The organism is Hyalangium minutum (assembly GCF_000737315.1).
GTDB lineage: Bacteria > Myxococcota > Myxococcia > Myxococcales > Myxococcaceae > Hyalangium > Hyalangium minutum.
On the sequence record NZ_JMCB01000013.1, the window covers coordinates 16236 to 33938 of the forward strand.

General features: G+C 67.9%; 10 protein-coding genes. 6 read left to right on the top strand and 4 right to left on the bottom strand.

The window, feature by feature from the left end; genetic code table 11:
* Positions 1–102 precede the first annotated feature (102 nt).
* From DB31_RS28930 to DB31_RS28940, 3 genes are read left to right on the top strand one after another with little or no spacing between them, the layout of a single operon-like run.
* Positions 103–2511, top strand: coding sequence for a response regulator (locus tag DB31_RS28930; protein WP_044193469.1), 2409 nt, complete (start codon positions 103–105; stop codon positions 2509–2511).
* On the top strand, positions 2508–3299 hold the full coding sequence (locus tag DB31_RS28935; protein WP_240486939.1) for a methyltransferase domain-containing protein: 792 nt from the start codon (positions 2508–2510) through the stop codon (positions 3297–3299). Before DB31_RS28930 ends, DB31_RS28935 begins: the two co-directional genes overlap by 4 nt.
* Positions 3296–6187 carry an ATP-binding response regulator gene (locus DB31_RS28940; RefSeq protein WP_240486940.1) on the top strand — a complete coding sequence of 964 codons (2892 nt, stop codon included), beginning with the start codon at positions 3296–3298 and terminating at the stop codon, positions 6185–6187. The genes DB31_RS28935 and DB31_RS28940 overlap by 4 nt, the downstream gene beginning before the upstream one ends.
* Positions 6188–6191: 4 nt before the next feature.
* On the opposite strand, the gene DB31_RS28945 is transcribed toward DB31_RS28940, so the two are convergent.
* The 3 genes from DB31_RS28945 to DB31_RS28955 form a co-directional block, all read right to left on the bottom strand.
* Entirely contained in the window at positions 6192–8477 is a 2286-nt protein-coding gene (locus DB31_RS28945; protein WP_044193475.1) for a hypothetical protein, read from the bottom strand.
* Between the two features lie 163 nt (positions 8478–8640).
* The gene (locus tag DB31_RS28950) at positions 8641–10626 is read right to left on the bottom strand and encodes a peptide MFS transporter (protein ID WP_044193477.1); all 1986 of its coding nucleotides are present in this window, start codon (positions 10624–10626) and stop codon (positions 8641–8643) included.
* A 78-nt stretch (positions 10627–10704) separates the two neighbouring features.
* Positions 10705–12159 (bottom strand): POT family MFS transporter, encoded by a 1455-nt coding sequence (locus DB31_RS28955; protein ID WP_044193480.1) that lies wholly within the window; start codon positions 12157–12159, stop codon positions 10705–10707.
* 359 nt (positions 12160–12518) lie between these two features.
* Here DB31_RS28955 and DB31_RS28960 point away from each other — a divergent pair, with 359 nt between their 5' ends.
* Positions 12519–12944, top strand: coding sequence for a YbaN family protein (locus tag DB31_RS28960; protein WP_083968797.1), 426 nt, complete (start codon positions 12519–12521; stop codon positions 12942–12944).
* A 68-nt stretch (positions 12945–13012) separates the two neighbouring features.
* Positions 13013–13594: a Uma2 family endonuclease gene (locus DB31_RS28965; RefSeq protein WP_044193483.1), complete on the top strand. Its 582-nt coding sequence runs from the start codon at positions 13013–13015 to the stop codon at positions 13592–13594.
* 15 nt (positions 13595–13609) lie between these two features.
* On the opposite strand, the gene uvrA is transcribed toward DB31_RS28965, so the two are convergent.
* Entirely contained in the window at positions 13610–16534 is a 2925-nt protein-coding gene (uvrA, locus tag DB31_RS28970; RefSeq protein WP_044193486.1) for an excinuclease ABC subunit UvrA, read from the bottom strand.
* Between the two features lie 161 nt (positions 16535–16695).
* Here uvrA and DB31_RS28975 point away from each other — a divergent pair, with 161 nt between their 5' ends.
* Positions 16696–17610, top strand: coding sequence for a DMT family transporter (locus DB31_RS28975; RefSeq protein ID WP_044193489.1), 915 nt, complete (start codon positions 16696–16698; stop codon positions 17608–17610).
* Positions 17611–17703 lie beyond the last annotated feature (93 nt).

Here is a 17703-nt window from a genome sequence, read left to right on the forward strand (position 1 = left end):
CCCGCGGTTGCTTGGGCGGTCCCTGGCGCGCATGCATGGAGAGGCTGTGATGAGGCAGGCCTGGCTGAGCCCCGAAGGTGCGCGCTGCAGCAGGAGGTGTTGATGGTTGCGCACGATCAGTCGATCTTGATCGTCCACCCGGACCCCATGGTTCGCGCCGGCCTGGTGGCGGCGCTGGCCCCCCGGCAAATCATCGCAGTCTCGACTCGAGACGATGCGGCCCGCACCCTGGCGGAGCGGGTGCCCGACGTGGTGCTTGCCGATGCGATGGAGGCCCGGCGCTTCATCCGGGATCTGGATCGGCTGGCGCCCCGCGCCATGCGCGTCTTCCTGTGCCCCAAGTCACAGTCGGATGCCATGCGTGAGCTGGTGGACGTGGCCTCCGAGGGCCATGAGTTCCACACCGTGGATCCCACCCTCCCCGTGGACGAGATGAGCCGCAACCTGAGTGCGCTCATGCGCCAGCGCTCCTCGCGGCGCATCCCCACGGTAGGGCTCGAGGCCTCCTTCCAGGTGGACGGCTTGCAGCTGCAGGCCCAGTGCCTCAACGTCGGCAACGAGGGCTTCCTGCTGAAGCTGCCGGTGGATGCGCCCATCGAGCGCCTGCCGCCCGGTACCCGCCTCTTTGATCTGCGCGTGGAGCGCTCCGGCAAGATGGTGCTGCGCGCCGTGGGTGGCTTCGTGCGGCACATCGGACTGGAGCGCTCGCAGGGCGATGCGTTCTTCCGCGTCGGCGTCCAGATGGAGCGCCCGGGCGCCAGCATCGGGTACGTGGAGCTGGCGACCTTGGATGATCGGGTGCGCGTGCTCGCGGTGCTGCGGCGCGCGGTGCGGCAGGGCCTGCTCCAGTGCACGCTGGTGCAGGGCGTCCGGCGGCGGGAGGAGCTGGCTGCATCGCTCATCGAGGGCGAGGACGCCGCCCGGCCGGTGCTGCGGTGCGAGGGCCCCCAGCACTGGTCCGTCACGGCCGGGGATGTGGTGGAGGTGGTCTTCGATCTGAGCGGCAAGAGCTACCGGGGGTTCGCCGCCGTGCTCCGGACCGAGCCGAGCGGCTTCCTCCTGTCGCTGCCGCGCAGCCTGTCTGTCTACCACCGGCGCTCCAGCACGCGCTTCCGGGCGGGGGAGGATCAGCCCTTCGCCGTCTCCTTCGTGTCGCCGCTCACCCAGGAGCGCATCATCCACCCGGTGATGGACCTGCACTCGGTGGGGCTGTCCTTCGTGTACGACGCGGCCCGCGAGGTGCTCCCGGCGGGGCTCGTCATCGACGACTTCATGCTGGTGATGCCGGACGGGACGCAGGCGCGCTGCAGCGCGGAGGTGCGCGACAACGCGGCCTTGCTCGACCACACGGCGGGCGGCATGGCCCGTCCGTTCCGCTGCGGTGTGCGGCTGCTCAACGTGCAGCCCGAGGCCCGCGAGGCCGTCATCAACGCCTTCATCCAGGCCCGCTGCCCCCAGGTGCGCGATGGAGGCGCCGAGCCCTTCCGGAACGTCTGGGACCTGGCGAAGACCGTGCACATGTTCCACCCGGACTACCCCTTCGAAGAGGGGCCCCACATGCAGGTGCTCGAGGATGCGCACCGCAAGCTGGGCGAGGCCGGCGAAGGGCTGATGCGCACGTTCGTCTACTGCGACGGGCCGAAGCTCCTGGGCCACATCTCCGGTGTGAGGACGCACTCGCGCACGTGGATGATCCAGCACCTCATGGTGCTGCCCACCGTGCGCCGCGGCGAGAGCATCTCGCGGGACCTGTCCTCCCTCTGCGTGGACTACGCCGAGGCCCAGGAGGATCTGAACTACCTGCGCATCTTCTGGCGCATCCAGAACAAGTGGCCCGATCGCATCTTCGGGTGGATCGCCCGCTCCATGGCGAGCGAGGGGCTCACGGAGCTGCGCAACCTCAACTACACGCGGCTGTCCTTCACCCAGCCGCTGCGCACGCGCAAGGGACTGCCCCCGGTGCGGCCCGCCACTCCGGAGGATCTGCGCTGGCTGGAGGCCCACATCCGCGGGCGTGGCGAGGTGGTGCGCCTGCTGGCGGATGATCTGCTCGCCAGCGAGGCCCAACTGCAGACGCTCTCCGCGCGCTACGCCAAGGATGGGCTGCGGCGCGGGCGCTCCATCTTCGTCGTGGATGGGGAGCAGGGGCCGCTGGCCCTGGCGCTGGCGGACGAGGCCACGCCGGGCCTGAGCTGGCCGGAGATGACCACCGGGTTCTCCTTCGTCGTGCCGGATCCGGCGCACCCCCGGGCGGCCGAGGCGCGTGAGGCGCTCGCGGCCCGCTGCGTGGAGCACTACCGCGAGCAGGGCAAGCGCTCGGCGCTGGCGCTCGTGCAGGATGACGAGGTGGAGGGGCTGGTGGCGCTCGGGTTCCGGTGGCACTGCCGCGTGGCCCAGTGGACCGTCCATCGCCGCGTCGCTCGCACCTGGCACATGCTGATGGCCGCCGTCTTCGAGCGCCTCCAGAACCGCGCCGCGCGCAAGCCGGAGGATGGAGACCGCAACGCGTGAGCGCTTATTTGATGGAGTCCGAGTTCGAGTCCCGTCGGCTCGCCGAGCAGGCGAGGGCGCTCTCGGTGCAGCACCAGCTGAGCACCACGGGCCTGAAGCCCGGGATGAAGGCCCTGGATGCCGGCTGCGGACCTGGCGTCATTACCGCGGACATGGCTGGCCTGGTGGGTGCCCAGGGAAGCGTGCTGGGGGTGGACCTCCACCCTCAGCGGCTCGAGGAGGCGCGCGCACACTGCGCGGCTCTGACGCACTGCTCCTTTCTCCAGGGGGACGTCCGGAAGCTGGCACTCGACAGCGACAGCTTCGACTACGTCTGGTGTCAGTACGTCATCGAGTACCTGCGAGACCCCGAGGTGGCCCTGGCCGAGCTGCTCCGGGTCACCCGGCCCGGAGGGCGGTTGGTGATCTCCGAGGTGGATGGCCTGGGGCTGCACAACTGGCCCGTCCCTCACGGGTTCGAGGAGGACAGCCGGAAGTTCATCTCGGCGGTGAGCGCGGCCGGGTTCGACTTCTATATGGGCCGCAAGGTGTTTCACCTCTTCCGCCGGTTGGGCCTGGAACACATCCGCGTGCACATGTCCCCATTGTGGGTCGTCGCGGGCACCGCGGATGACCGCTTGGTCAGCGACTGGCGGATGCGCTTCACCGCCCTGGAGCCCATCGTGGCCCCTGCCTTCGGAGGCAAGGAGGCTTACTGGGCCTTCTGCCAGCGCTATCTGGCGCTTCTATCCGATCCAGACGCGTTGAAGTATTCTGTCCTCCTGATCACGGAAGGACAGAAGCGTTGACGGAGGCCATTCCAGGCCAGCCACAGCAAGCCGTGCAGGTGCCGGACGACGCTCCTGAGCTGAGCGTCCGTTCGGTGGCCGTGCTCTTGCTCTACTTCCGCAAGGAGTACGGTGAGGAGCGCCTGCGCCAGGTGTGGCAGAAGCACCACCTGGGGCTGTCGTTGGATTACGTCTCCACGCTGACGAACTTCGTCTCGTTTCAGTTCCTGCAGCGGCTGGTGGAAGTGCTCGTCGCGGAGACGGGCGATCCGGACTACAGCCGCAAGGCGGGCCGGCTCTACGCGACGCCGGAGGCCGTGGGTTACCTCTTCCACGTGGTGCGCGCCTTCGGCAACTCCCGGGCGGTGTACCTCAAGCTCGTCGAGCTGTTCCCCACGCTGAACCGCGTGGCCCAGGTCTCCATCGACTCGCTGTCGAGTCACCACATGGTGATCTCGTACCAGAGCAAGTATCCCGAGCTGAGCCGGCACCTGTGTGAGGGACGCATGTCCCAGTTCGCCTCCGTGCCCACCATCTGGGATCTGCCTCCGGCGCAGGTGATGGAGCTGCAGTGCCAGGTCCGTGGCGCGGACTGCTGCCGCTACGAGCTGGCTTGGCACGAGCCAGTGCGCGGCTGGCGCATGGGCGCGGGCCTGCTGGCCGGTGTGGCGGTGGGCACGGGAATGGGCCTGCTGGGGCTGGGGCCGCTGCCGGTGCTGGTGCCCGCCATTGCGCTGGGCGCCACCTCGTTCGGGGCCTGGCTCGATGCGCGCCAAGAGGTGCGCCGCAAGGACGAGTATCTGGCGGCCCAGAACGAGGGCCTCGTCCAGTCGCTGCGCGACCTGGAGCGCCGCTACGACGAGATCTTCCGCAGCAACCTGGCCCTCGAGGATCGCGTCGCCGCGCGCACGCGTGAAATCACCGAGGCCAACGCCAAGCTGGAGCAGGCGCTCGTCACCCAGAAGGAGCTGACCCGGCTCAAGAGCGAGTTCTTCGACAACGTGAGCCACGAGCTGCGCACGCCGCTCACGCTCATCCTCCTGTCGCTCGAGTCGCTGCTGCAGCGCGATCCGGCCACCATCCCCGGCCCCGTGCGCAACCACCTGGCGACGATGGACCGCAGCGCCCAGCGCCTGCTCAAGCTCATCAACAACCTGCTGGATCTGGCGCAGATGGAGGCCGGTAAGACGCGGCTGCGCTACCAGCCGGTGGAGCTCTATGGCCTGCTGAACTCGCTGCTGTCGCCGTTCAAGGTGATGGCGGAGAAGAAGGGCATCCGGCTGGCGCTGGAGGGCGAGAAGGTCACCGCCATCCACGCGGACGTGGAGCGCATCGAGATCGTCTTCCAGAACCTCATCTCCAACGCGCTCAAGTTCACCCAGGAGGGCACGGTCACCGTGCGCATCCGGGAGGACGAGGCCGTCGTGCATGTGGAGGTGGTGGACACCGGCCCCGGCATCGCGCCCCAGGACATCCCCGTCATCTTCGACCGCTTCGCCCAGGCGGACTCCACGGGCACGCGGCGCTTCGGCGGCACGGGCATCGGACTGGCGCTGGTGAAGGAGACGGTGGATCTGCACTCGGGCCGCATCGGCGTGAAGAGCGATGTGGGCAAGGGCTCCACCTTCCACGTCCAGCTCCCCAAGGGCACCAACCACATCCGCGAGGACCTCCGGGATCGCCGCGTCGTGGAGCTGCCCGTCCGCCGTGATCGCCGCTCCTACTCGGGCCTTTCTGCTGTCCGCCCAGGGGCGGCCTCCGAGCCGGCCCCGTCGGTGCTGCTCGATGAGACGGCGCCGCCCAATGCCCCGCGCATCCTCGTGGTGGAGGACGACACGGAGATCCGCGCCTTCGTCACCAGTGTGCTCCGCACCGAGTACCGCGTGACGGAGGCTGTGAACGGCGAGGAGGGCTTCGCTCGCGCCACCCGGGAGCGGCCGGATCTGATCGTCTCGGACGTGATGATGCCGGTCATGTCCGGTCTGCAGATGCTGACCCAGCTCCGGGACGTGCCGGACACGGCGGACATTCCCGTCATCCTCCTCACCGCTCGCCAGGAGGTCTCCGAGAAAGTTGAGGGCCTGGGCATCGGTGCGAACGACTATCTGGGCAAGCCGTTCTCTCCTCGCGAGCTGCTGGCCCGCATCGAGGCCCAGCTGCGCCTGAGGGATGCCGCTGTGCGCGCCGCCGAGAACGAGCGGCTGGCGGCGACCGGTCTGCTGACTTCTGGCTTCGCCCACGAGGTGCGCAACCCGCTCAACGGGTTGATGAACGCGCTGCTGCCCCTGCGCGATGCCGTGCTGGGCGCGCAGCAGGACCCCGCCACGGCGCAGGCGATGATCGAGGTCATCGAGGAGTGTGGCACGCGCATCCGCTATCTGGCGGAGTCGCTGTTGTCCTTTGTGCGCACCAATGACAAGCCGGTGCCGGTGCACCTGGATGCCTCGCTGGACTCCACGCTCAATGTGCTGGGGTGGAGGGTGCCCAAGGAAGTGGTGGTCGAGCGCGACTACCGCTGCCCCGTGCCCGTCATGGGCGATCCGGGCTCGCTCAATCAGGTGTGGGTGAACCTGTTGGACAACGCGCTGCGCGCGGTGGGCTCCTCGGGCCACGTGAAGGTGTCCACCGAGCGGGAGGGCGATATGGCCGTGGTGGCCATCACCGACACGGGCGTGGGCATCAAGCCCGAGGACATGGAGAAGCTCTTCCAGCCGTTCTTCTCCACGCGCGCGGCGGGCGAGGGCACCGGCCTGGGCCTGGCGCTCTGCCGGCGCATCATCCTGCGCCACGGCGGCACCATCCGCCTCGTCAGCGAGTACGGCAAGGGCACCCGCAGCGAGGTGCGCTTGCCCATCCAGAGCAGCGAGAGCCTGTCGGCTGGAGTGGATCGGGCCCGCAGGCTCGCTTGATGGCTCAGGCCGGGACCTGCACGCCCGCCGGGAGATAGCCCTGGCGCTCCAGCCACAGCGCAAGGCCCTCGATGCTGTCCGGCTCCGGGAGCGGCTGGCCACTGTTCGGGTCCCACTCGCGGATCCGGTCCACGTCGTCACCGGCTTGCGGGAAGTGGCGATCATCCTCATCGCCCTCCAGCTCCACCTGATGGACGCCCTCCTCGATGAGCCGGTTCAGCTGATCCTCGGACAGCGTCTCCAGGTGCGCGACGAGCTGCTCGGGAGGAATGTTCAGCGCCTTGGCCACCTCCGCCAGCGCCGGGCCCGCGGGGAAGCCGTCACCGGTGTGGTTCGACAGCTCCTCGGCGAGCTTGGGCGACAGGCCCGCACCCTTGAGGAAGTCCTCCGCGGGGCCCTCGTGCTTGTTGGCCTCCTGCACGTGCGACCACTGCTGCAGGCCGAAGCCCACCGCGACCAGCACGCCCGCGGCGATCTGCCCCGCGACCGGCACCGCGTTGGAGAGCGCAGCCGCCGTCAGGATGGCCCCGCCCACCGCGGTGGCGGTGTAGCCCGCGCCGCCCACGTAGTCGCCGTTCTGGAAAGCCTCCGCCGCGCTGATGCCATCGAGCACCGCGCCCAGGCCTCCGAGCACGCCGGAGGCCCGGCCCGCCAGCGAGGAGATGGAGGCCGCCCGCCCCGCCACGCCGAGGATCGTCTCGTAGGCGCCGATCCCCGTCTCGAGCGCGCCGCTGATGGCGCCGATCTGATCCTTCAAGTCCAGCTCGTTCCAGTTGGCCAGATCGCCCGCCGCGCCGATCACCCCAAGCACCGTGGTGAACGCGCCGAAGGCTTGCCCGGCGCGGGTGCTCGGGTCGAGGAACTCCAGCTCCTCGGACTGCGTGCGGATCTTGTCCTGGAGCCGCTGGATCTCCGCCGGGTCCGTGGCCGAGGCCAGCGCTGTCACGTCATCCGCCAGCGTCTGCAGCCTGGTGGGATCCGTCCCGAGCAGAGCGGCGTGGGTCTTCAGGCCATCCAGCACCGCCTGCGAGCGCTCGGGGTGCACGGCGATGTGTAGGGTGGCGGACTTGAAGAGCGTCTCCGCCACGCCCTGCTGGAAGCCCACGAGGTCGGCGAAGCCCGCGGCCTCCGTCTCGTCGCTGGCGAGGTCCTTTACCTGCTCGTCGGTGAGGTTCTGCGCCAGGCCGTTCACCTGCTCGAGGAAGGAGGGCTCACCGCGGCCCTGCGCCTCCAGGGCCTGGGCGATGGCCTCGGAGCCCGCCTGGGTGTCACCCAGCCGCGGGAACACGTTCACCAGCGCCTTGTTGGCCTCTTCCTCCACGGCCTTCCGGTTCTCCTCGGACAGGCCCGAGGCCGCGCTGCCCTCGCTGGACAGCTGCGACACCGAGCTCAGCACCTGCGAGAACTCGGCGGCCTCGCGCTCCAGCGCGGCGTAGTCCTCCTGGTGGCGCTCCTTGAAGTCATCGACCGCGGCCTGGAGCTGCTCCGGGCTGAGCACGCCGCCATAGCTCTGCACCAGGTAGCCCAGCTCTTGATTGAGCTCGTCCACCTTGGCCTGCGCCTCCTCGAACTGGCTGCGCGCGGTGGAGATGCCCTGCGTCAGCACGTCGGTGAGCTCGTTGGCCGCCTGGGACTTACCCAGCTTGCCCAGCTCGGACACCACCGCCGTGGACAGGTTCAGCCCCAGCCCCTGCTCGGCGAGATCGTGGAGCGCATCGTCGAACTGGTTCAGGTCGCTCTGCTCCGGCAGGGCCTTGGCCAGAGACTCGCCGAGCTGCTGCGTCGCCTCGGAGCCGAGGATGTCCGTGGCCTTGGCGAGCGCGGTCAGCGTCTCCTGCGTCTGGCCATCGTCGTTCTCGGAGACGCGGCGGCCGAGATCCGTGGCGATGTGATCGATCGTCTCCCGCGAGCCCTCGTAGAGCGCGGCCAGCGCCTCGGGATCCTCTTTGAGGGCCTCGGCCTCGCGCTGCAGAGTCTCGGCGGCGACGCGGGCGCGCTCGTCCGGAGACGCGTTCTCGTAAGCCTCATGGACACGCTCCGCCGCGGCGGCTCCGGGAGTGGAAGCAGCGGCCGGAGCCGCTGTATCGGAGGTGGCTGCATACGCGCGAGGGGCGAGGGTGGGGCTGAGCTCAACGGGGGCCTTGGCGCGGGCCGACTGGAAGGTGTCGGCGCGGGAAATGGCGGGCGTGAGCGGGGGCGGCTTCACCGGCTCCGGGCGACGGAGCTCCTTCGGTGCTACCTGCTTCTGGATCGGTGGGGAACGGCGGGGGCTCTCGGAACGGAGGGACATAAGCTCGCTCTCGGGGGAGTGACTGCTCTCGAATTCCCAGTACGCAAGAAGGGGATATTCGGTTACAGGCACCCCAATCAGCCGAGAGGAGAGCAGATGTAGGTGAGAGGAATCCGACGAGTTTCCGAGGGCTTGGCCGTTCACCGGCGGCCTTGGCCGAATGCTACTTCACCTCGTGCATCAGCTTGCGGATCGGGCGCTGCAGGAGCAGCAGCGCCACCGCGCCCACCGCGGACGTGTAGACGAAGATGGCGAAGTACTGGGTGGGGACGATCCGCCCCCACATCTCTCCGAGGCTACCGCCCACGTACTGCGCCACGGCGTTGCTCATCAGGAACACGCCCATGAAGAGCGAGGCGAAGCGCACCGGCGCCAGCTTCGTCACCATCGACAGGCCCACCGGGGAGATGCACAGCTCGCCGAACACGGCCAGCAGGTAGCTCAGCAGCAGCCAGAGTCCGCTGACCCGAGCAGCCTGGCTCTTGTCCGCCAGCGAGGTGATGGCCTGGCGCCACTCGGGTTGCGCGCCCGCGCCCACCAGCCGCGCCTTGGCCACCGCGCTCAGCGGCGCTACCAGCGTCACCTTGCGCGCCTCCGCGTCCCACTGCGAGACGAGTCCCTCTGCCTGTTTGTCCGTCAGCGGGAAGATGTAGCCCGGCGGCAGGCTCTCGAAGGTGAAGGTAATGGGGTGCTCCGGCGCGGCTGTCTCCACCGCGGCCTCCAGTGCCTCCACCTGCTTCAGATAGGCCTGGTCCACCGTCGGCTTGAGCGCGTTCGTCACCGCGAAGGGCGCCAGCACGCCGCGCACGGACAGCTCCTGTGTCGCCGGGTCGTAGCTGAAGCGGCCCGCGTTCAGCTCCTCGAGCTTCACCTGCTGCGGCACTCCCGCCAGGGACACCTTCGTCACGGTGGCGTCCTCGGACGTCGCCGCGGCTACCATCACCACATCCGAGGCCCCGATCAGCACCACCGCCGCCAGGATCTTCGCCGCCGTGGGAATCTCGCGGCCCCGTCGCGCCAGCGCCGTCCACATCATCGCGAACAGCGGCGCGAAGATGATGATGTAGAGCGCCGGTGCTCCCTGGAAGTACTCGGCAGACAGCTCCATGCCCAGCGTGCTCCGGTGGGTGTTGTACTCGGCCCAGACGTTGAGCGCGTTGCCGGCCTGCTCGTACGCCATCCAGAACAGCACCGAGAAGGTGAAGAGTAGGAAGATGACCGTGCTCTTGTCCCGCGCCACCCCCTTCACCGTGAGCAGCGTGAAGCCCATCCACGCCCCGATGACAGCGAAGGCCACCGGCATGATGACGTTCGTCCACTGCGCTTGGCCCGTGGCCGCCAGGTAGATGAAGCGCAGCGGCACCAGCGTCGCCAACACGAAGAGCAGGTACGGGAACACCCGGGCGATGACGGCGCCCACGCCCTCCGTACCCGGGCGCTGCTCGTCCGGTTCCATGGCGGGCGAGGCCGGGCTCGAGGGGCTCGAAGGCTGTCGAGGAATGATGTCCCCCAGGTTGCCCGCAGCCGTCACGGCCTGGAGCACGTACTTCTGTCCCCACAGGAAGATGACCAGGCCGAACACCATGCCCACGCCCGCGGCGGCGAAGCCGTAGTGGAAGCCCATGCCCGGGTTGGAGCCCATGTTCTGGCGCAGCCAGCCGCACACCACCGGCGCCAGGAAGGCGCCGATGTTGATGCCCATGTAGAAGATGGTGAAGGCGCCGTCCCGCCGCGCGTCGCCCTGCGTGTACATCTTCCCCACCATCGTGGAGATGTTGGGCTTGAAGAAGCCGTTGCCCACCACGAGGAACGCCAGCGCCGTGTAGAAGAAGGGCAGCGGCTCGAAGGCCATGAGGAAGTGGCCAATCGACATCAGCGCCGCGCCGATGATGATGGCCACCCGTGGGCCCAGGAACCGGTCCGCCAGGAAGCCGCCGAGCAGCGGCGTCAGGTACACCAGGCTCGTGTACCACTTGTAGACGGCCGAGGAGTCCTCGGGCTGGAACTGCAGGTAGTTCAGCAGGTACAGCACGAGCAGGGCGCGCATGCCGTAGTAGCTGAAGCGCTCCCACATCTCGGTGAAGAAGAGGACGTAGAGCCCCCGGGGGTGGCCCTTGGGGGTGTCAGCAGAGGCGGGGGGGGCGGACATGCGTGCCGCATCGAACCGGTCAGGTCACACCCCTGTCAAGCGCTCCTCCGGGTTCTGCTCCGAGTGAACCCTCGGCGCTCACGCCCCCTTGGGCGCGAGGTCCGGCGCGGCGCGCTCGCCCACGGGGATGGGGGCGGCCTCCTGGTAGTAGTCGCGCACCTGGTAGCCGCGCGCCATGAGCGCCATGCCCACGCCCGCCAGCGCCGCCAGCCCCGCGTAGAAGAAGAACTGCGCCGAGCCCGTGAAGATGTTGAGCGACGCGGCGATGGCCACCGCCACGTTGGCCAGCGTGGAGTTGAGCAGCCACAGGCTCTGCACCACGCTCTTCATCTCGCGCGGGGCCTGCGTGTAGGCGAACTCCAGGCCCGTGGTGGACACGAGGATCTCCGCCACCGTGAGTACAATGTACGGGAGGATCTGCCAGGCGATGTTGAGCTTCGTGCCGCCCTCGATGACGACCTGGTAGTAGCCGGCAACCACATACGAGAGCGCGCCGATCACCAGCCCCAGCGGCATGCGGCGCAGTGGGGTGAGCTCCCAGCCCATCTTCTGGAACGCGGGGTAGACCACGGCGGCGAGCACGGGGATGAGGATCATCACCAGCGCGGGGTTGATGAACTGCATCTGGCTGGCCTGGAAGGTGAAGTCGCCCACCTGCGGATCCATGGCCTTGGCCTGCACCACCCACGTGGAGGCCTTCTGATCGAAGAGCATCCAGAAGAAGGGGATGGTGGGCATCAGCAGCAGGTTGATGCGGAACACGGCGCGCACGCCCTCGATGGCCTCCTGGGGGTGATCCTTGCGCGCGGCCGACAGCCAGCCCTGGCCCGGTGTGCGCTCCTTGGGGTTGCGCAGCGCCGAGAGGACGACCTTGAGGAACGAGTGCGGGTTCTGTCCCGTGGGCGGGATCATCACGTAGTGATTCCGGCCAGCCCAGTAGATGACGGTGGCCACGAGCATCAGTGCGCCGGGAATTCCGAAGGCCACCGCGGGCCCGAACTTCTTGAGCGCCAGCGGGATGAAGAGCGAGGCGAAGAACGAGCCCAGGTTGATGGACCAATAGAAGATGGCGAAGACCTTCTTCACCAGGTGCTTCTTCTCCGCGGTGAACTGGTCGCCCACCATGGCGGACACGCAGGGCTTGATGCCGCCCGAGCCCAGCGAGATGAGGAACAGGCCCGTGTAGAAGCCGTAGATGTTGTCCACGAAGAGCGCGAGGCAGAACTGGCCCACGCAGTACAGCAGGCTCAGCCAGAAGATGACGCGGTACTTCCCGAGGAACCGGTCCGCCAGGTACCCGCCGAACAGCGGGAAGAAGTAGACCCCCGACATGAACAGGTGGAAGTGGGACTTGGCGGTGGCCTCCCGCATGGCCGGATCCGGGTTCACGTTCCTCAGCAGGTAGTCCATGAGGAACACCATGAGGATGTTCCGCATCCCGTAGAAGCTGAAGCGCTCGCAGATCTCCTGGCCGATGATGAAGGGGATCTGCGGCGGGAAGCGGTTGCTCGTCGCGGGGGTGGTCTCAGCCATGCGGGGGCATCTCGGCGGAAATGTGGAGGTCCAAAGACGGGGCCCTTGTGCCTATCCCAGGGGTGAGGCTCGACACAACCCCCGGTGCCGGGAGGTTCAGCTCGGGCTGGGCGTGGCGACACTTTCGGGCTTGCTCGCTGGCGCCGGAGCCAGCGAGCGGCCCAGACAGTCCTGGTCCGGCAAGAGGGGTGGGGTCGCCCGAGGCCGGTACTCCCAGTGCCAGGGTTCAGAGCGCACCGTGCGTTTGATCTCGACTCCTGTCCGAGGGGACAGGACAGGGCTCTCGCGTACTTATTCCTATTTGACAAAGGGCAGGGGAGTACGGGCCCGGCTGGCCGCCCGGTATTAGATAGGAGGGGATGGACCTCACGAGACCCACGCCGACAGAGCCTGCCGTGACCGAGGTGGGGAGTCCGCGCGCCCGGTTCTTCTACAAGGTGCTCGGCTTCGTCTTCGTGGGGCTTGGGGTGCTGGGGGCGGTCTTGCCGCTGCTGCCCACCACGCCGTTCCTGCTCGTGGCGCTATGGGCCTTCTCTCGCAGCTCGCGCCGCTTCCACCACTGGCTGTACACGCACCCGCGCTTCGGGTCTCGGCTCCAGGAGTGGCACGAGTACGGCATCGTGCCGGTCAAGGTGAAGGTGAGCGCCATCTCCGCGATGCTCGTGAGCCTGGCGCTCATGGTCTTCGTCATGCACGCGAAGTGGTACGTGATTGCCACTTCGGGCGTGTTCATGCTCATCGGCGCCACGTACGTGCTCAGCCGTCCGAGCCGCCCGCGCTCCTGAGCAGGGGAGCGGTGGGGTAGACCCAAGTCTGGCCCAGGGATTACCTTCTCAGGGTCAGGAGTCCCGCCATGCGTTCCCTTGATGCGCTTGAGTCCAGCCTGATTGCTCCAAGGCGCTTCACGCTCGAGGAGTATCACCGCCTGCTCCATGTCGGAGTGCTCGGAGAGGATGAGCACGTCGAGCTGTTGGAGGGGCTCATCGTCGATATGGCACCGCAGGGCCGACCACACGCGCTGGCGATCTCTCGATTGACGGAGTTCTTCATGGCCGCGCGCAGGCCCGACTGCCGGGTTCGTGTTCAGCTGCCGCTCTCGCTTCGTGAGGACAGCGAGCCGGAGCCTGATCTGGCGGTCGTGACCCGCGAGGAAGAGGATCGGGCGCAGGAGCATCCCCACACCGCGCTTCTCGTGGTGGAGGTAGCAGCGGAGTCGCTGCGCGCCGACCGCTTGCTGAAGGGCCGGGTCTACGCGCGCGCTGGCATCCCCGAGTACTGGGTAGCGGATGTGGAGGGCAGGGTGGTGGAGGTCTACACCGCACCGGATGCCGTCCAGAACCGTTACCTGGGGATGCGCACTGTGGGAGCGGGCGAGTCGCTGGGCTCACCCGCCCTCCCTGGACTGGCTCTTCGCGTAGGCGAGCTTTTCGCCTGAGCCAGACCGCAGGTCCTACGCCCGCGCCCGGGTCGTCGGTGTCTCTTCCGGCTTCCAGTTGGGCGGCGGGCTGACCACTTCCACCCGCTGGCCCACCCGCTGCCGCCGTGCCTTCTTCAGCACGTGCGCCAGGTAGCGGCCCGTGTGGCTCGTCTCCACCTTCGCCACGTCCTCCGGCGTCCCCGTGGCCAGCAGCTTCCCGCCGCCCGAGCCGCCCTCTGGACCCAGGTCGATCACCCAGTCCGCGCTCTTGATCACGTCCAGGTTGTGCTCGATCACCAACACCGAGTTCCCCGCCTCCACCAGCCGGTTCAGCACCAGCAGCAGCTTGCGGATGTCCTCGAAGTGCAGGCCTGTCGTTGGCTCGTCCAGGATGTACAGCGTCCGCCCCGTCGCCACCCGCGCCAGCTCGCGCGCCAGCTTGATGCGCTGCGCCTCACCGCCCGACAGCGTCGGCGAGCTCTGCCCCAGCCGGATGTACCCCAACCCCACGTCCTCCAGCGTCTGCAGCACCCGCATGATGTCCCGGTGTGCCCCAAAGTGCAGGATCGCCTCGCGCACGCTCATCTCGAGCACCTCGGCGATGTTCTTCCCCTTGTACCGCACCCGCAGCGTCGCCTCGTTGAAGCGCTTGCCGCCACACACCTCGCACGGCACGTACACGTCCGCCAGGAAGTGCATCTCCACCAGCTTCACGCCGTCGCCTTCGCACGACTCGCAGCGCCCGCCCTTGATGTTGAACGAGAACCGCCCCGCCGTGTACCCGAACGCCCGCGCCTCTTGCGTCAGCGCGAACACCTCGCGAATCGAGTCGAACACCTTCGTGTACGTCGCCGGGTTGCTCCGGGGTGTCCGTCCGATCGGCCGCTGGTCGATGTCGATCACCTTGTCCAGCTGGTCCATCCCCAGGATTGCCTTGTGGCGCCCTGGCACCTCGCGGCTCTCGTACAGCTGCCGCGCCAGCGCTGGGTAGAGGATCTCGTTGATCAGCGTGGACTTGCCCGCGCCCGACACCCCCGTCACCGCCACCAGCACGCCCAGCGGGATGTCCACGTCCAGGTCCTTCAGGTTGTTCTCACGCGCTCCCTGGATGACCAGCTTCTGCTTCCCAGGCTTGCGCCGCTGCTCGGGGATCTCGATCTCCTTGCGCCCCGAGAGGTACGCACCTGTCAGGCTGTTCTCATCGTCCATCACCTGCTTCGGCGTGCCCTGCGACACCACCTGTCCGCCCAGCTCGCCCGCGCCCGGCCCAAAGTCCACCAGCCAGTCCGCCTCCTCCATCGTCTCCTCGTCGTGTTCCACCACGAGGACCGAGTTGCCCAGATCCCTCAGCCGTTTCAGCGTCGCCAGCAGCTTGCCGTTGTCCCGCTGGTGCAGGCCGATCGAGGGCTCATCCAGGATGTAGATGACGCCCGTCAGCTCGCTGCCCATCTGCGACGCCAGGCGGATGCGCTGGCTCTCGCCACCCGACAGCGTGGACGCCGTCCGGTCCAGCGTCAGGTAGGCCAGCCCCACGTCCACCAGGAACGAGAGCCGGCTGCGGATCTCCTTCAGCAGCTCCGTGGCGATCTTCCGCTCGTTCTCCGTCAGGTCCAGCTCGGACAGGAAGCGCAGCTCCTCGCCGATGGTCAGCTTGCTCAGCGCCACGATCGAGTGCCCGCGCACCTTCACCGCACGGCTCTCCGGCTTCAGGCGCTCGCCCTTGCACGTGGGGCACGGCTTGTCGCTGAAGAACTTCTGGTAGTACGTCCGCATGGACTCGGAGGTGGTCGTCTTGAAGCTGCGCATCAGCTTGTGGACAAGGCCCTCCCACTCCATCTTGTAGCGGCCGCCCTCGCCCCACTCGACGGTGAACGTCTTCCCATCCGAGCCGTACATCAGCGTCTTCTTCTCTCGCTCCGTCAGCTTCCCGTACGGCACGTCCAGGTCGATCTTGAACGCCTTGGCCAGGCTCTCCACGAAGTCCGCCGTCCAGCCCTCGCCTTTGTTCATCCCGCTCGCCCACGGCTCGATCGCCCCGTCCCGCACCGTGCGCGACGGATCCGGCACAATCCGGTCCGGATCCATCTCCGCCTTCGTCCCCAGGCCGTTGCAGTCCGTGCACATGCCCAGCGGGTTGTTGAACGAGAATGACGCCGGCGTCAGCTCACCGAACGAGATGCCGCAGTGGTGGCACGCGTTCAGCTCGCTCATCACCCGGTCCGCCGACAGCGCTCCCGTCTCGTCCGTGATGATCAGCGTGCCCTTGCCCTCGCGCAGCGCCGTCTCCACAGAGTCCGTCAGGCGCGTCCGCAGGTCCGGCTTCAGCACCAGGCGGTCGATGATCAGCGCGATGTCGTGCTTGGACTTCTTGTCGAGCTCGATCTTCTCCTCGAGGCTCTTCAGCTTCCCGTCGATGCGCGCCCGCGAGAAGCCCTTCTTCTGCGCGTCCGTGAGCAGATCCTTGTGCTCGCCCTTGCGGTTCGTCACCAGCGGCGCCAGCAGCTGAATCTTGGTGCCCGTGGGCGCCTTGAGGATCTCATCCACGATCTGCTGCGCGCTCTGCTTGCCCACCTTCCGTTCGCAGTTGGGGCAGTGCTGCACACCGATGGAGGCGTAGAGCACGCGCAGGTAGTCGTGCACCTCCGTCACCGTGCCCACCGTGGAGCGCGGGTTGTTGCTCGCCGCTTTCTGCTCGATGGAGATGGTGGGGGACAGCCCGCGCAGCGTGTCGTACTTGGGCTTCTCCATCTGTCCCAGGAACTGACGCGCGTACGCAGAGAGGCTCTCCACGTACCGGCGCTGGCCCTCGGCATAGAGGGTGTCGAATGCCAGCGAGCTCTTCCCCGAACCAGACACCCCCGTGAAGACCACGAGCTTCTTCTTCGGGATCTCCAGCGAGACGTTCTTGAGGTTGTGCTCCTTGGCTCCGCGAATGGTGATGACGTCGGGCTCGGACATATTGGGCGCGTGCTCTAGCACTGAAAGGGTGTTCCGTTAGCGCACTTTCTGAAACTTGTGGCTGGAGTGTTCGGGAACAGCCCGGATTTCAAGGTGATTTCCAGCCGTACCGGTGGCCTCTGGGGCCCCAAGGCATTCCGCGTTACGGTGCGCGCACTTTCATGAAGGGCTTCGACATCCCCGAGCGCTGGCGTGGCCTGCCGCTGCTCGTCTTCGCCAGCTTCCTCTTCGCCCTGATGGCGCTCTGCGCCCGCCTGCTCGCCGGTCTGCTCTCCGTGGGGCAGGTGGTGTGCGGCCGCTTCGTCGTCGGCCTGCTCTTCCTGGCCGTCTACTACCCGGTCATGCGGCGCAAGCCTCGCTTCGGACGGCCCACCCTCTGGGCCCTGCGCGGCATCTTCGGCGGCGCCTCCGTCTACCTCTATTTCTATTGCATCGAGCAGCTCGCGGTGGGGCCCGCTGTCCTCCTCAACGCCTGCTGGCCCATCTTCGGCTCCATCCTCGGCTTCTTCTTCCTGGACGAGCGCGTCAGCGGAAACCTGCTGGGCGGTCTCATCGCCGCCACCGTGGGCGCGGGGCTCGTCATCTGGGGCACCGCGCTGGAGATGCCCACGCTCTCGTTCGGCGTGGGCGCGGGGGCGGGTGTCCTCTCGGCCGTCTTCAGCGGCGCGGCCGTCGTCGCCATGCGCGCGCTGCGCAACGACACGGATGCGGCCACCGTCTTCCTGTCCTTCTGCGCCTTCGGCCTGCTGTTCGGCCTGCCGTTCGCGCTGGCGGACTGGCGGCCTCTCACCTCCTATACGGTGCTGGTGCTGGTGGCGCTGGGGCTCACCTCGGCGGCGGCGCAGATGATCTTCACCTACGCCATGGGCTACGTCACCACGGCCATGGGCGGCGTGGGCTCGCAGCTCACGCCTGTTTTCTCCTGGATGCTCGGGGCCTTTCTCCTCGCCGAGCCCGCGGCGCCGCTCGCGCTGCTCGGTGCGGCGGTGTGCGTGGGCGGTGTGCTCTGGGGCACAGGCATCTTGGGCAAGCTGCTCGCTCCAGCGCCCAAGCCCTCAGGCCGGCCCAGCACGTAGCGCGGTAAGAATTCTTCCGTCCACCGCCGAGCATTCCTGCAAAATTTTCCGCGACGTGGGGTCTGGGTACTTTCTTTCCACACCCGGGCCGGG

Bases quoted from the DNA above. Each gene is read 5' to 3' on its own strand.
- DB31_RS28950 (WP_044193477.1), bottom strand. From the start codon at position 10,626: ATGTCCGCCCCCCCCGCCTCTGCTGACACCCCCAAGGGCCACCCCCGG.
- DB31_RS28975 (WP_044193489.1), top strand. From the start codon at position 16,696: ATGAAGGGCTTCGACATCCCCGAGCGCTGGCGTGGCCTGCCGCTGCTC.
- DB31_RS28930 (WP_044193469.1), top strand. From the start codon at position 103: ATGGTTGCGCACGATCAGTCGATCTTGATCGTCCACCCGGACCCCATG.
- DB31_RS28960 (WP_083968797.1), top strand. From the start codon at position 12,519: ATGGACCTCACGAGACCCACGCCGACAGAGCCTGCCGTGACCGAGGTG.
- DB31_RS28965 (WP_044193483.1), top strand. From the start codon at position 13,013: ATGCGTTCCCTTGATGCGCTTGAGTCCAGCCTGATTGCTCCAAGGCGC.
- uvrA (WP_044193486.1), bottom strand. From the start codon at position 16,534: ATGTCCGAGCCCGACGTCATCACCATTCGCGGAGCCAAGGAGCACAAC.
- DB31_RS28955 (WP_044193480.1), bottom strand. From the start codon at position 12,159: ATGGCTGAGACCACCCCCGCGACGAGCAACCGCTTCCCGCCGCAGATC.
- DB31_RS28945 (WP_044193475.1), bottom strand. From the start codon at position 8,477: ATGTCCCTCCGTTCCGAGAGCCCCCGCCGTTCCCCACCGATCCAGAAG.